A 14,860-nucleotide genomic window follows, 5' to 3' on the forward strand; every position below is an offset into this window, starting at 1 on the left:
TCCGGGGCCATGGCGATCAATCATGGGCGTCTCCCCGTTGCAGTTGGGGGCGCAAGCGCAGCAGGCGGGGCCAGTGCAGACTGTCGGGCCACATCAGCAACAGCCAGGCGAGTGCCAGGGGCCAGGGATAGAGCTCCCGGTTCGGCAGATAGCGGGTCCGGGCCGTGGCGGCAGGCTCCAGGGTATCCAGGGTCTGGTTGATGGCATCGAGATCGCCCTGGGTCCTGGCACGGAAATAGCGGCCCTGACCCACCTTGGCCAGCTGTTGCAGCAGGGCCTCGTCCAGCTCTGCGCTAGGGTCGCTTTGTGCCGGTTGCAGCGCTTCGACGAAGGTATCGGGGTCGGCACCCACCCCCAGGGTGTAGAGGGTCATGCCGCTGGCGGCAGCCCGCCGGGCCTCACTCAGGGGATCGGCGCTGCCCGCTGTGCTGCGGCCATCTGTGACCAGCAGCAGGGCAGTGGGGCGTTTGGGATCTGCATGTTGGCGAGCCAGCAGTATGGCTTCTCCCAGCGCAGTGGTGCGGCCAACCAGATCAAAATCGAGCTCACGGGTCAAGGTCAGCAGGGCCTTGGTCTCCTGGGTCAGGGGGGAGAGCAGGTAAGCGTGATCGGCGAAGACAACAAGGGCGATGCGATCGCCGGGGCGCGTCTCGATCAGTCGGCTTATCTGCTGGCGTACCGCGCTGAGCCTGTCCCGCTGCTCCCCCTCATCCAGCATGTCCTGGGTGCGCATGCTGTCGGAAAGGTCTACCGCCAAAATGAGATCCCGGCTGCTCTGGTAAGTGACCAGGGGGGGCTCCTGCCATTGAGGACGGCACAGGGCCAGCACCAGGGCGCACCAGCACAGCGTCATCCGCCAGAGTGGCTGGCTGGCATGGGGCCGCAGCAGGGGAAAGCCGTCGTGCAACAGCACGGTTCGGTTTTGTTTGTCAGCAGAGAGCGGCGGCAGGCCGAAGCGCACCAGCAATGGCAGCACCAACGCCAGTGCAAACCAGGGCCAGGCGAGGATCATGATGGCCTCCGGTCACGCAGGTGCCTGACACCTTGCTGCCAGCAGTTGAGCAAGACGGCCATCCCGGATGGCAGCCAGATGCAGGCTCGCCCCCAACTCAGGTAGGCGCAGCGCAGTGCCTTGAGTTGCCTGGCGTTTGGCGCCCCCTGGCCATAGAGCCATTGGGGCCACTGGAGGGCAAATTCCCTGAAGCGGCAGCCCCCTTTGCTGTCCAGAAACGCGAGCCAGGCATCCCCTTGCAAGGTGCGCACCTCGGGCCAGCGGCGCAGGGCTGCCTCGCGCAGCACGGTTTGCAATCGGGGCACCAGATCCTGCGCCTCCCAGTCAATTTGTCGCTGCCAGCGGCGATAGCGTCCAAGGTTTTTCAGCGTTATGCCGATCAGCACGGCAATCAGAAGCGTGATCAGCAACTCCCACCAGCCCTGAATACGGGGATCTGATGCTGCGACCAGCATGGGGCCCGGGTGTATGTCACGCAGTTGCGCCGCCAGAGGTGAGAGGGGGGGGATTGTGGCCACGGCAGTGGATGCGCTGGCGAGCAGCATGCTCAAAACAGACGACATGCACCCTCCTGCCACTGCTGTTGCAGCGACTGGCCGTTGTCGAGCCGGTAGAGGCGTTGTACCAGCGGCAGTAATTGCTGGTGGCACTGGCGGGCCAGACGTTCGGCAGCCAGCTGGTAGCGATGAGCAAAGCCAGGCTCAGTGGCATCGAGCCAGCCGTTCTGCCTGACTGCCTGCACGGCCAGCCGTCCCTGGCTTGGCAGGCTCGCCTCCAGCGGATCCCGGATCTGCCAGCAGTGGATGTCGTGGCACCGCCCGAGCAGTTGCAACTGCTGGCTGAGCGACTCATCGCAGGGCTGGTGGTCGGTGATCAGTGTCAATCTGGCGCCGTGAGGCAGGCTGAGTCGCGCCAGCGTCCGGGCCAGGGATTGGGATTGCAACGGCGTGCGATCCAGCCCCTCGTCATAGTGATGGCAAAGCGCTTCCAGCAAGGGCACCAGAGAGCCCCGCTGGGGGTGGATATGAAGCTCGGCGCCGTGGCAGATCAGGGTATTGGCCTGTTTCTCTCCCTGCCACAGCAGGGCCGCGGCCAGCTCGCAGCCCAGTCGGGCCTTGAGTTGTATCCGTGAGCCAAAGTACATGGCAGGGGAGAGATCAATCAGCAGCCAGTGGGCCTGATCTTGCTCCTCGCTGTAGAGTCGGGTGTAGGGGCGACCGAGCCGGGCTGTGACCCGCCAGTCGATGTGACGCACCTCATCCCCCGCCTGATAGGCGCGCAGCTCGCGAAAGGTGAGCCCCGGCATGCGGCCAAGCCTGCCCTGCTGGGCCGGTTGGACGCGAGCCCTCGGCCCCTGTCTCGCCCACAGCCTGATGGCCAGCAACTGGGCCAGGGTGAGGGCAATATCGGGGTGTGCGCGGGGCTCGTCCGGTCTGGTCATGGGCATGGGGTTGCTAGGGGCATGGTATCGCGTCCAGTAGCCGGGCTATCAGGGTGTCGTTATCGAGATTGTCGGCCAATGCCTGATAACTGGGAATGAGGCGGTGGCGCAGTATGGCGGGGGCCAATTGCTGTATGTCCTCCGGCAGCACGAAATCCCGTCCGGCGAGCCAGGCCTGGGCGCGGGCGGCGCGGGCCAGGCCTATGCTGGCCCTGGGACTGGCACCGACGGCAATGAAGGGTTCAAGCTCGGGGCACAGGCCGCTACCCGGGCGGGTGGCGCACACCAGTTGCACCAGATAGTGCTCGAGCCGCCCCTGCATCTGTACCTCTTGAACGCCGGTGCGGGCTGCCAGCAGATCGGCCTGACTCAGGGTCACTGGCGGGGGGGCTAGTTGCTCGCCCCGGGCGTTGAGCTGCAAGATGGCGAGCTCCATGGCGGGGCTCGGGTAATCCACCATCAATTTAAGCAAGAAGCGGTCGAGCTGGGCCTCCGGCAACGGATAGGTCCCCTCCTGTTCGATGGGGTTCTGGGTCGCTGCGACCATGAACAGCGGCGGCAGGCGCCAGCTCTTCTTGCCTACCGTTATCTGGTGCTCGGCCATCGCCTCCAGCAACGCGGATTGCACCTTGGCGGGAGCCCGGTTGATTTCATCGGCCAGCACCAGGTGATTAAACAGGGGGCCGGGCTGGAACACGAAGCTGGCATCTTGCGGGTGAAACACCTCGCTGCCGGTGAGATCGGCAGGCAGCAGATCGGGGGTAAACTGGATACGGGCGAAGCGCCCCTCCACCGCACTGGCCAGTGCCCTGACGGCACGGGTTTTGGCAAGGCCGGGCGCCCCCTCGATTAACACATGTCCTTCACATAGCAGGGCGATCAGTAGCCCCTCGATGAGGGCACCCTGTCCCAGGATCTGGCTTGCCAGATAGTCTCTCAGTTGTCTGAACTCGGCCGCTGCCATGGGATGAACCCGTTGTTTTTATGGACGTTGTTCTTTTTATACTCCAGTTGTTCCAAGAGGGCGAGGGAGGGGGCCAAGATGACGGCAATTTAGTTTCAATCAGCCGTATGAAATTTGTGAGTGGATTGTTAAGATGTGGCCCAATGAGGTCAGACCTCTTCCTTTTAATCTTCTCGTTTAACCAAGGAGCCAGGATGAAACAGCCATTGAAACTGACGACTCGCCAGGGCGAACGGATTGCCGTCGTGGCGGGTCTGCGTACCCCTTTTGCCAAACAGGCCACCGCCTTTCACGGCGTGCCTGCGGTGGATCTTGGCAAGCTGGTGGTGAGTGAACTGCTCGCCCGTACCAGCCTCGATCCCAAGCTTATCGACCAGCTGGTGTTCGGTCAGGTGGTGCAGATGCCGGAAGCGCCCAACATAGCCCGCGAAATCGTGCTCGGTACCGGCATGAGCGTCACCACGGATGCCTATAGCGTGTCTCGTGCCTGCGCCACCAGTTTCCAGGCAGTGGCCAACGTCACTGAATCCATCATGGCCGGCACGGTCGACATCGCCATTGCCGGTGGTGCCGACTCCTCTTCCGTGCTGCCCATCGGGGTCAGCAAGAAGCTGGCCCGCGCCCTGGTGGATCTCAACAAGGCGCGCAATCTGCAGCAGCGCTTCAATATTCTGCGTGCACTGCGACTCAAGGACCTGATGCCGGTTCCCCCTGCCGTGGCTGAATACTCCACCGGCCTCTCCATGGGACAGACTGCCGAGCAGATGGCCAAGAGCCACCAGATCAGCCGCGAGGCGCAAGATGCGCTGGCCCATCGCTCCCACACCCTGGCGGCAGAAGCTTGGGCGCAAGGCAAGCTGAGCGGCGAGGTGTTCACCGCCCACGTGCCCCCCTACAAGTCGCCGCTGGAGCGGGACAACAACATCCGCGAGAGCTCGGATTTGGCGAGCTACGCCAAGCTCAAACCCGTGTTTGACCGGGTGCATGGCACAGTCACTGCTGCCAACGCCACCCCGCTTACCGACGGTGCCGCCGCCGTGCTGTTGATGCGGGAAGGGCGAGCAAAAGAGCTGGGGCTGGAGCCGCTCGGCTATATTCGCAGCTTCGCGTTTTCCGCCATCGACGTATGGCAAGACATGCTGATGGGCCCCTCCTATGCGACGCCGCTGGCGCTGGAGCGCGCTGGCATCACACTCGCGGATCTGACCCTGATCGACATGCACGAAGCCTTTGCCGCCCAGACCCTGGCCAACCTCAAAATGTTTGCGAGCGCAGAGTTTGCCCGTGACAAGTTGGGGCGCAGTCAAGCCATCGGTGAAGTGGACATGGACAAGTTCAACGTCCTCGGTGGCTCCCTGGCCTATGGTCACCCTTTTGCCGCGACCGGTGCGCGCATGATCACCCAGACGCTTCATGAGTTGCGTCGTCGGGGTGGGGGATTGGGGCTCAATACCGCCTGTGCGGCGGGCGGGCTCGGTGTGGCCATGGTGTTGGAGGTGGAATGATGAGTGCGAAGACTTTTTCCCTGACGGTACGTCAGGATGGCATCGGTATCCTCACCATGGACGTACCGGGCGAGAGCATGAATACCCTGAAGGCCGCCTTCGTGGACGAGATCCGTGCCGTGCTGGCCGAGGTGAAAAATAACAGCGAGCTGATCGGGCTGGTGGTGGTCTCCGGCAAGAAGGACTCCTTCATCGCCGGTGCCGACATCAGCATGCTGGCGGCCTGTACCAGTGCCGAAGATGCCCAGACCCTCTCTCGCGAAGGGCAGATCATCTTCGCCGAGATCGAGTCGCTGGCCATTCCGGTGATCGCCGCCATCCACGGCCCCTGCCTCGGTGGCGGGCTGGAGCTGGCACTGGCCTGCCATGGCCGTGTGGTGACCGACCACGGCAAAACCGTGCTGGGATTGCCGGAAGTACAGCTCGGCCTGCTGCCGGGCTCTGGCGGGACCCAGCGTTTGCCGCGCCTCATCGGCGTGGCCAAGGCTCTGGATCTGATGCTGACCGGCAAGCAGGTGCGGGCCAAACAGGCCAAGAAGTTGGGGCTGGTGGACGATGTGGTGCCGCCTTCTATCCTGCTGGATGCTGCCATCAAGTTGGCCAAGCAGGGAAAGCCCCGCCATCAGTTGAAACGGGATCTGCAGGGCAAGGTGCTGGAGACCAATGCGCTGGGTCGCAAGGTGCTGTTCGATCAGGCACGCAAAGGCGTCATGAGCAAAACCCGCGGCAACTATCCGGCGCCGGAGCGGATCCTGGAGGTGGTGCGCATCGGCGTGGAAGAGGGGATGCAGGCAGGTCTTGCCGCTGAATCCCGCCACTTTGGCGAGCTGGTGATGACGGCAGAATCCGCTGCCCTGCGCTCCCTCTTCTTTGCCACTACCGAGATGAAGAAAGAGGTCACCTATCAGGGTGCCGAGCCACGCAAGGTCACCCATGCCACCGTGCTGGGCGGGGGCCTGATGGGGGGCGGTATCGCCTTCGTCACCGCCACCAAGGCGGGGGTGCCGGTGCGGATCAAGGATGTGGCGAGCGCCGGCATTGGCAATGCCATGCGCTATAGCTACGACATTCTGGCCAAGAAGCTCAAGCGCCGTCACATTCTGCGCAGCGAGCTGGAAAAACAGATGAGCCTGCTCTCCGGCACCCTGGATTACTCCGGGTTCCATCGGGTAGACATGGTGGTGGAGGCTGTGTTTGAAGATCTCGCTCTCAAACACCAGATGGTGAAAGAGGTAGAGCACGAATGCGGTGAACACACAGTGTTTGCCTCCAACACCTCCTCCCTGCCAATCCATCAGATAGCGGCAGAAGCGGCGCACCCGGAGCGGATCGTGGGGCTGCACTATTTCAGTCCGGTGGACAAAATGCCGCTGGCCGAGATCATTCCCCACGCCGGCACCAGCGCCGAGACGGTGGCCACCACGCTGGCGTTTGCCCGTGCCCAGGGCAAGACCCCCATAGTGGTGAAAGACGAGGCCGGTTTCTACGTCAACCGCATCCTGGCGCCCTACATGAACGAGGCGGCCCGCCTTGTGCTGGAAGGGGAGCCGGTGGAAGTGCTGGACAGTGCCCTGCTGGACTTCGGCTTCCCGGTCGGCCCCATTACCCTGCTCGATGAGGTGGGGATAGACGTGGGGGCCAAGATCTCCCCCATCCTCGAGAAAGAGCTGGGTGGCGAGCAGTTCCAGGCACCCAAGGCGTTCGACAAGCTGCTGCAAGACGATCGCAAAGGCCGCAAGAACGGCAAGGGTTTCTACCTCTATGGCAAGGCTGCACCACGTAATCGGCTTACCGGCAAAGAGGGCAAGAAAAAGGTCGATGAGAGCGTTTACGCCGTGCTCGGGGTCAAGCCTGCGCCCAAGCAATCCAGGATGGAAATTGCCGAGCGCTGCGTGCTGATGATGCTCAATGAAGCAGCCATGGCGCTGGACAGCGGTGTGGTAGCCTCGGCGCGAGATGGCGACATTGGTGCCATCTTCGGCATCGGTTTCCCGCCCTTCCTCGGTGGCCCGTTCCGTTACATGGACACCCTCGGCATCGACCATCTGGTGGAGCGTCTCGAGCACTACCAGAAACGCTATGGCGACCGATTTGCCCCCTGCGATCGCCTCAAGGCAATGGCTGCGGAGCAGCAGCGTTTCTACGGGTAACGCTTGTCGGAAACCTGATCCATGCTCTGCCTAATGGCCCGAGCAGGATGAAAGTGGTGGCCTGTTGCCTCGGATAACAAAAGACCCCCCTCAATGGCATGAGGGGGGTCTTTTTGTATTGCTATCCCGCTAGGGTGGCTTGCACGGGATGTGACTGCGATCGGCTAGATCCTCAAGCCGAGGAGTCAGGCCTTTTTCAGGTAGGCGGCGACCAGCACTATCTGTACGCCGTTGACCTTGCCTTCGATGTGCAGCGGGTTGTTGGTCAGGCGGATGCCCTTGACCAGGGTGCCGCGCTTGGCGGTGAAGCCGCCGCCCTTGACGTCCAGATCCTTGATCAAGGTAACCGAGTCCCCTTCGACCAGCACGGCGCCGTTGGAATCCAGAGTCGGTACGCTGTCGTCATCATCGCTGGCCATACCGGCTTCGGCCCAGGCCTTGGTCTCGTCTTCCATGTACATCATGTCCAGCATGTCCTGTGCCCACACTTCGCCCTGGCCGGACAGGGCTTTCAGCTGACGCCACGCCATGGCCTGGACGGCAGGAACCTGGCTCCACATACTGTCGCCCAGGCAACGCCAGTGATTGACCACTGTGGTGTCCGGCTGTTCCAGCTGGCCACGGCAGGTATCACACAGGGCCAGGCTGTGATCATCATCGCTGGCCGGTGAGTGGGGCACAGCGAAGGCAGTCAGTGCCTGTTCGGCGCCGCACAGTTCACACTTGGCGCCTGCGCGCGCTTGCAGGATGGCATTGATGGTCATGTTTTGGTTCCATTCATGTTGGTAAAATGGCCCGCCTTGAGCGAACCAGGGTAAAGAGGGGGCGGAATATAGCATAAAACCCCTCTCTTTGTCAGGCCAACGCCCGGGCTCCGGGTTGTTTGCCTGGTTGACGCCTGTGCTTATAGTTGCCTGCCGGGGCAAGGCCAGGGTTAATGACCGCCGGTCAGGCTCAAGCCCGGTCTCATGGCGGCCGATCCGCATTGGCGAGTGCTTTTTGGGAAGGGATCGCTAAAATGAGCCTCTTTTTTGACTGCAAGGCAGGGGCAAGCGTGCTGGCTCAACGTTTTCAACAACTGGATAGATTGCTGACCGAGACCCGGCGCTGGTGGCAATACCAACCCTATCATCACCTGAACCTGGCTTTTGCCGACGAGGCTCCCGCGCTGGCCGCACAGCTCAACGCCATGCCCCTCGAGCAGGTCAATCGGCTCGATGGTGACATGGGGGCCCTGTGCGACCTGCTCGCCCCCTGGATCCCGGCGGGGGAGACGCTACACGCCCTGAGTGAACTTGCGCTATTTACCCCGGAGCCCATCCAGTGCGCCAAGGAGATGGCGCTGCACATGCCGGGTCGCAAGCAGGCGCAGATAGAAGCCTTTACCGGTTGCCTGCCACCCCATCAAGGCCCCTATCTGGAGTGGTGCGCAGGCAAGGGCCATCTGGGGCGGCTGGTCTCCCTGCATCGCCAGGCAGAGATCCTGAGCTTGGAGCTGCAAGGCCCGCTTTGTGAAGAGGGACGTCGGCTGGCGGCCCGCGACGGGGCTCGTATGCATTTCGTGCAAGCGGATGCCTTTGCGGCCGATGCCGGCCAGTTGCTCGTCACGGATCACCACGCCATGGCGCTGCACGCCTGTGGCGAGCTGCACACCCATCTGTTGTCGCTGGTGGCAGAACGTGGTGCCCAGGGAGTGACCATATCCCCTTGTTGCTATCACCTGATCCGCGGCACCCACTATCGCCCCTTGTCTGCTGCTGCCAAGGCCAGCGCGCTTGCGCTTGCCAAGGCGGATCTGCGGCTGCCGCTGCAGGAAACGGTCACGGCTGGCGCGCGCATCTCCCGCCTGCGCGAGCAGGAGGTGGTATGGCGGCTCGGCTTTGACTGCCTGCAACGCCAAGTGCGCGGAGTGAACGAATACCTGCCGGTACCCAATATGCAAAAAAGTCTGCTCACCGGCAGCTTCGAGGCGTTTTGTGAATGGGCGGCCGAGCGCAAGGGGATAGCCCTGCCTGCGGGGATGGATCTTGCCGCTTTTCTGGCGCAGGGGGAGGCGCGTTATGGCGATGTCGCTCGCATGGAGCTGGTGCGCCATCTGTTTCGTCGTCCGCTCGAGATCTGGTTGGTGCTCGATCGGGCGCTCTTCCTGCAAGAGCATAGCTACCAGGTGGAAGTGGGAGAGTTCTGCGACAAGCCCATGACGCCGCGCAATGTTTTGATCCGTGCCGTGCGATCCTCGCTCGCATGAACCTGTGAGTGGCGTGCCCCGGATTACCCTGCGGCCAGCGGGGCAATCCGGGGATCATCAGACAAGTCATTGTCATGGCCAGTGGCCAGGATAAGAGGCTGAGGCAGGGCGATTATCATGCCGTTCCTGTCTTTCTCTATCCTGTTTCGACATCCCTGTGGTTTGCCCACGTATCAGGCCGACATTCAGTCTCTCTTTTTATATGCTTTTCATGGCCACGGCCACTAAGTGAAATGGCTCACAGAATCGTTTTATTTCTTAATTTTTGATGAGAATTTAGTTATGAAAAGGCCTATTCTCGGGATGAACTTCTCCGAGACAAGGACTGTGACCCATGTTCAAACCCAAGCACTCAGCCTGGTTAGTTGCTGCTGCCTGTGCATTGCCAAGTTATGCCGCCATGAATATTCAGCCCGATCCACAAAATGCCGGTGGATATGTGATTGCTGCGTCAGAATTGGCCGTCGTTGAAAAAAGCAAAACTGCCAATCCCATGTATGGCGTCTGGTCAAAAGCATTGGCGACTCGGCCCAATAATATTGTCGATGCCATCATGCCAAGAGCTGCCAGCAACCCGGATAACGTCAAGCGGGTCGAGCGGGTGTTCACGGAGTCTGACTGGGAATATTTAACCCAGATGGCGGCGCCGGAATATACCTATGAACGCTTCTTGCGGGCCATAGGTAAATTCCCAGCTTTTTGTGGTGAATATACCGATGGCCGGGATTCGGATGCTATCTGCAAAAAATCCATAGTGACCGCCTTCGCCCATTTTTCCCAGGAGACGGGTGGTCATATCAGCAAAGACAATATTTCTGATAATCCGCTGGCGCTGGAGGAGTGGCAACAGGCACTGGTGCATGTGCGTGAAATGGGTTGGTCAGAGGGGCAGGCGGGTTACACCACTGGGTGTGGGCAAAATGACTGGCAGAACAAGAAGTGGCCCTGCAGTACGGGTCAGGGCTATTTCGGTCGCGGCGCAAAGCAGCTCTCTTATCACTTCAATTACGGCGCCTTCTCCGAGGCGATGTTTGACGGCGATGCCTCTGTGCTGCTCAACAACCCGGGGCTGGTGGCCGACTCCTGGTTGAACCTGGCATCCGCCATCTGGTTTTTCCTCACCCCCCAGGCGCCCAAGCCCGCCATGCTGCATGTGATTGACCGCACCTGGGTGCCCTCCCAGCGCGAGATAGCGGCCGGCATCGGCTATGGCTTTGGCACCACCATCAACGTCATCAATGGCGGCATAGAGTGCGGTGAACAAAACAAGGACAAGGGCCAGCCGGTCAACCGGATCCGTTATTGGGAGGGGTTGGCCGAGCATTACCAGATCCCCGTCAAGGCCGACGAGAAGAACACCTGCTGGCAGCAGACCCCCTACGGCAGCCTGAATCTGAACGGTGTCACCGATGTGCTTTATACCAACTGGGATGGCAACTGGAAGTACTACCCGGACAGACCCGGCGGTTACTCCTTCGAATGTGAGCTGGTGGGTTTTCAGACTGCCTATTCGGCCCTGGTGCCGGGAGACTACGAAAAGTGTGTGACCAACTTTTACGGCTCCCATGCCAACTGGCCGAAAGTGCGTATTGTCGCCAAGCTCGATCCCGCACCGATCGATCCGGTTGACCCGCCCGTTGACGGCCATGCAGCCTGGGATATCACCAAGGTTTATACGGCGGGGGCCAAGGTCAGTCATAAGGGTGCGATTTATCAGGCCAAATGGTGGACTCAGGGTAATGAACCCGGCAAGGGCGACCCCTGGGCGTTGGTGCCGGCCAAGTAATGAGGGCTCGGCTCCGTCACTGGAGCTAACGAGAGCAATACAAGGGATCCTTTATATATCTGGTTGGACGGCAAGGGGGAGGCATATTGCCTCCCTCCTTTCATGATATAGAGGCCATTTATTCATCCGGGAGGAAGATGCATTACCATGCTTGCATATCCTGTTTATCAAGATATAACCATCATCTGATGGTGACTGTTCATTTATCCTCTGTTCATACCCAGCATATTATGGTTGTTTCGTGTCGTGAATATATGTCTGGCGGGACGCCATTTTCCTGTTTGGTTATGGGCTCTAGACACTAGATTGATGATGAGCTGGCAGAAACGGGATAAACAAGGAGGGGTACACAATGAATATCGCCATGCATTTTGAAATTCCGGTGACAGATATGACACGAGCCATCGGGTTCTACTCTCGCGTATTTGGCATCACGTTCGAGCGAGCCGAGATAGATGGCAACGAAATGGCGTTATTCCCGCTCTCGGAAGGGGGTGAGGGGTGTTCCGGTGCGCTGGTCAGGGGAGAGACGTATGTTCCGAGCCTGGATGGTACGCGGATTTATCTGGCGGTGGCCGATATCGAGCAGGTGATGGCGAGCGCCTTGCTGGCCGGTGCCCAACGTCTGTATCCCGTTACCCGGGTTGGCGACACCATCAGGGTGGCGGAATTCGAGGATCTCGAGGGCAACCGGATCGCCCTGCAGGAAACTGCCAGGCGCTGATGCAATGGCTGAATGGCGGATTGCATTCAGGACACTGGATAAGTGTGCTTTAAGAAATGTTTGCGGGAGTATGGGTGAAGAGCAGGACGTGGCGAGCGTGTCCCTCTTTGGCAGACAGCGTGTCCCTCTTTGGTAGACAGATAGAGGCGCCGCCACCCCAGATGCGGTGAATATGCCGGATCCGTGCCGCGTTTTGTGAGGCAGTTAATGGCGAGGGTGCGACAGGAATGGTAGTCATCTGATGCGAAATCTGGCCGAAGAACGGCTTGGATCCATCTTGTTAGGGAGGCGTTATGCAAGGACATTGTTTGTGCGGTGGCATCGTTGTGTCGACCGGAGATCACCAGGAGGTCAATCTCTGCCACTGCACCACCTGCCGGCGCTGGTCGGGTGGGCCGCTGTTTGCGGTGCATTGCGGTGCGGACGTGCGCTTCACCGGGATCGCCCCTGTCGCCTATCGATCATCGGAGTGGGCGGAGCGTGGATTTTGCCCCACCTGCGGCACTCACCTCTTCTATCATCTGCTGCCGACGGATGAGTACATAGTGCCAGCCGGTCTTTTCCAGATGGAAAGGTTCCAGCTAACGAGCCAGATCTTCATCGATGAGAAGCCTGACTTTTACGAGTTGAAGAACGAGACGCCCACCCTGACCGGCCAGCAGGTGTTCGAGCAGTTTGCGCCCAAGCCATGATGTCGCCTTCTTGATCAGCTCATGTGTTATGACGTGCCGGGTGCGGATCACTCAGCCACCTCATTGGTGCAGGCTCGGCAGGACTTCCCTGAGCAGGTCTGGATCGAGGCAGGTATTGAAAATGATCAACCCGCAGGGCCTTTCGATGGGGTGGTTATCTGGGATTCACTGTTTCATCTGCCAAGAGCTGCGCATCAACCCTTGTTGCAAAAAGCGTGTGAGGTGCTGGCAGGTGCAGGTGGGCTGATCCTCTCCAGTGGTGGGCGGGACAAGGTCCGGTTAGCTGTGCTGCTGCGTCAGACCTGAATTCAACATCATTCAGGCCTGACGCGGGGAGTCTTTGGTGTGGTCACATTCCGGCTTACGGCTGCTCAGTTGCCTCTTTGATGCAGCAGTTTCGCCCCTGTTTTTTGGCCAGATAGAGCGCTGTATCGGCCCGGCGCACCATGTTGTCGACGTTATCTTGTGGGCCTTGACTGGCGCTGATGCCGATACTGACGGTAAGCGGGATCTCGATGTCGGCGCCCAATGGGTGGCTCTCTGACGCTATGGCTAGCCGGATCCGCTCTGCACTGGCCCAGGCCAGATCCAGCGAGGTTTCCGGCAGCAAGATGATGAACTCCTCGCCACCCCAGCGGCCCAGTATGTCCACCTCCCGCAGTTGCTTGGCAATACGCCTCACCAGACTGAGGATCGCCTGATCCCCTTGCTGATGGCCGTGTGTGTCGTTGACTTGCTTGAAGTGATCGATGTCGAGCAGCAGCAGACTCATGGTATGGCCGAAATGCTGGCAGCGCTGCACTTCCTGCTTGACCAGCTCATCGAAGCGGCGCCGGTTGGCGATCCCGGTCAGGGGATCCGTGGTGGCCGCCACTTTCAGCTCTTCCACCAGACGGGCCCGTTCCGAAATGTCTCGCAGTATGGCGGTCATCTCAGTGGTTTGGCCCAGATTGATCTTGGCGATGGTCACTTCCAGCGGAAATTCGCTGCCATCGCGGCGCAGACCCATGACGGAGGCGCGGGCGTGCATGGGGCGCGAGTTGATGGGAGAGTTGCTGAAGGCTCTGAAATAGCTCTCGTGGTTGGAGCGAAAGCGCAGTGGCAACAGGGTTTCCAGCCGTTTGCCCACATAGCTCTCATCGACCCCGAACATCTCGCAGGCGGCGGTATTGATGAGCTCGATACGGGATTCGCTGCTGACGCTGATGATGCCGTCATAGGCCGAGTTCACCACGGCTTCAAAACGCTTTCGACTCATTTTGAGTGCATCTTCCAACTGCTTTTTGGCCGTGATGTCGATGGCGGTGACTATGATGCGGGTGATCCGGGACTGTTCGGGAATGATGATGGGGGAGAGGATGAAACGCCACCAGCTGGTACGCGACAGGGTATCGATGGGGAGCTCGCTCTCCAGCCCGGTTTGCTGGCTGACACAGTCATGCATCGGCTGCTCTATGCTGCCGGTGATGTAGCGGGGAAACATCTCGTTGAGTCGTTTGCCTATGGTGCCCGGCACATCCAGCTCGAATGCCTGGGCAAAGGTATCGTTGGCCGAGACCAGAATGAAGCGATCATCCGCATCCAGGGAAAATACCGCCACCGCCGCACCGATGGCATCGAGAGATGATTTGATCTCGGCATGAGAACCCTTTGTAAACATGCAACCTCCATGACGAATAACACATTGATATTCAGTATAGTGCCGCCGATTTACTCGTTGCGGGAGGCATATGGAGCTTTGATGTGAAGGTGGAGGCCGAGTGCCTTGCTGACGTCACCAAGACGGCAACGGCAGCTCGTCGAGAAGCGAGCGCTATTCCTCTATGTCCAGCAGCACCAGGATGGCGCTGTCGCCGCCCCATTCACGGGGGGCCTGATGGAAGGCGCGCACATTGGGGTGCTGGGCCAGCCAGCTCGGGATCCGCTGCTTGAGGATGTGTTTGCCGATGCCGTGCATCACGGAGGCGACATGGATGTTCTCTTTCTGGCAGAGGGTGAGCAGGGCGGCCAGCTCCTGTTTTGCCTGATTCTGGTTCATGCCGTGCAGATCCAGATAAATCTCCGGCGGATAGATGCCGCGTTTGAGCTTTTTCAGCTCGAATTTTGACACATCGTCACGCACGTAACGGGTCGGGCCATCCTCATCGAGATGGGGCTGGTACTCGTCGCTGAAAAAGTGGCCAACCCCAAGCTTTTCGCGGCTTTCCCGCAGTTCGCGTTTCTGCTTGACCGGGCGCAGGTCGGCCCTTATGGTATCTTGCTTAATTTTCCGGGTACCTTTGACTGCATCGCGAAACAGCAGGCTTTCCTCGATCGTCGGTGAGGGCGTTTTTTTCAT

Annotated in this window: 14 protein-coding genes; 7 read left to right on the top strand and 7 right to left on the bottom strand. The window is 60.2% G+C overall.

What is annotated here, in order from left to right:
- Window positions 1–16: 16 nt before the first annotated feature.
- From ONZ54_RS10960 to ONZ54_RS10975, 4 genes are read right to left on the bottom strand one after another with little or no spacing between them, the layout of a single operon-like run.
- On the bottom strand, window positions 17–1,012 hold the full coding sequence (locus tag ONZ54_RS10960) for a VWA domain-containing protein (protein ID WP_271788145.1): 996 nt from the start codon (window positions 1,010–1,012) through the stop codon (window positions 17–19).
- Window positions 1,009–1,575: a DUF4381 domain-containing protein gene (locus tag ONZ54_RS10965; RefSeq protein WP_271788146.1), complete on the bottom strand. Its 567-nt coding sequence runs from the start codon at window positions 1,573–1,575 to the stop codon at window positions 1,009–1,011. The genes ONZ54_RS10960 and ONZ54_RS10965 overlap by 4 nt, the downstream gene beginning before the upstream one ends.
- Complete coding sequence (locus ONZ54_RS10970; RefSeq protein WP_416995687.1) at window positions 1,560–2,459, bottom strand: DUF58 domain-containing protein; 900 nt, start codon at window positions 2,457–2,459, stop codon at window positions 1,560–1,562. Before ONZ54_RS10970 ends, ONZ54_RS10965 begins: the two co-directional genes overlap by 16 nt.
- Window positions 2,460–2,466: 7 nt before the next feature.
- Window positions 2,467–3,417: an AAA family ATPase gene (locus ONZ54_RS10975; RefSeq protein WP_271788147.1), complete on the bottom strand. Its 951-nt coding sequence runs from the start codon at window positions 3,415–3,417 to the stop codon at window positions 2,467–2,469.
- Between the two features lie 194 nt (window positions 3,418–3,611).
- On the opposite strand from ONZ54_RS10975, the gene fadI reads away from it, so the two are divergent.
- On the top strand, window positions 3,612–4,922 hold the full coding sequence (gene fadI / locus ONZ54_RS10980; protein WP_219597298.1) for an acetyl-CoA C-acyltransferase FadI: 1,311 nt from the start codon (window positions 3,612–3,614) through the stop codon (window positions 4,920–4,922).
- Window positions 4,922–7,072: a fatty acid oxidation complex subunit alpha FadJ gene (gene fadJ, locus ONZ54_RS10985; RefSeq protein ID WP_271788274.1), complete on the top strand. Its 2,151-nt coding sequence runs from the start codon at window positions 4,922–4,924 to the stop codon at window positions 7,070–7,072. The genes fadI and fadJ overlap by 1 nt, the downstream gene beginning before the upstream one ends.
- 185 nt (window positions 7,073–7,257) lie before the next feature.
- On the opposite strand, the gene ONZ54_RS10990 is transcribed toward fadJ, so the two are convergent.
- Complete coding sequence (locus tag ONZ54_RS10990) at window positions 7,258–7,836, bottom strand: PhnA domain-containing protein (protein ID WP_271788148.1); 579 nt, start codon at window positions 7,834–7,836, stop codon at window positions 7,258–7,260.
- Between the two features lie 254 nt (window positions 7,837–8,090).
- Here ONZ54_RS10990 and ONZ54_RS10995 point away from each other — a divergent pair, with 254 nt between their 5' ends.
- From ONZ54_RS10995 to ONZ54_RS11015, 5 genes are all read left to right on the top strand, one after another.
- Window positions 8,091–9,320 carry a methyltransferase gene (locus ONZ54_RS10995; protein WP_271788149.1) on the top strand — a complete coding sequence of 410 codons (1,230 nt, stop codon included), beginning with the start codon at window positions 8,091–8,093 and terminating at the stop codon, window positions 9,318–9,320.
- 334 nt (window positions 9,321–9,654) lie between these two features.
- Window positions 9,655–11,106 (top strand): chitinase, encoded by a 1,452-nt coding sequence (locus tag ONZ54_RS11000; protein ID WP_271788150.1) that lies wholly within the window; start codon window positions 9,655–9,657, stop codon window positions 11,104–11,106.
- A 352-nt stretch (window positions 11,107–11,458) separates the two neighbouring features.
- The gene (locus tag ONZ54_RS11005; protein WP_271788151.1) at window positions 11,459–11,830 is read left to right on the top strand and encodes a VOC family protein; all 372 of its coding nucleotides are present in this window, start codon (window positions 11,459–11,461) and stop codon (window positions 11,828–11,830) included.
- 293 nt (window positions 11,831–12,123) lie between these two features.
- A complete protein-coding gene (locus ONZ54_RS11010; RefSeq protein ID WP_011898674.1) occupies window positions 12,124–12,522 on the top strand; it encodes a GFA family protein in 399 nt (132 codons plus the stop codon).
- Window positions 12,523–12,543: 21 nt separating this feature from the next.
- Window positions 12,544–12,828, top strand: coding sequence for a class I SAM-dependent methyltransferase (locus ONZ54_RS11015; protein ID WP_005315459.1), 285 nt, complete (start codon window positions 12,544–12,546; stop codon window positions 12,826–12,828).
- 55 nt (window positions 12,829–12,883) lie between these two features.
- Here ONZ54_RS11015 and ONZ54_RS11020 read toward each other — a convergent pair whose 3' ends face one another.
- Both ONZ54_RS11020 and smrB read right to left on the bottom strand, forming a co-directional pair.
- Complete coding sequence (locus ONZ54_RS11020) at window positions 12,884–14,182, bottom strand: sensor domain-containing diguanylate cyclase (protein ID WP_271788152.1); 1,299 nt, start codon at window positions 14,180–14,182, stop codon at window positions 12,884–12,886.
- A 153-nt stretch (window positions 14,183–14,335) separates the two neighbouring features.
- Complete coding sequence (gene smrB / locus ONZ54_RS11025) at window positions 14,336–14,860, bottom strand: endonuclease SmrB (protein ID WP_005315464.1); 525 nt, start codon at window positions 14,858–14,860, stop codon at window positions 14,336–14,338.

This window comes from Aeromonas salmonicida, from assembly GCF_028355655.1.
Classification (GTDB): domain Bacteria; phylum Pseudomonadota; class Gammaproteobacteria; order Enterobacterales; family Aeromonadaceae; genus Aeromonas; species Aeromonas salmonicida.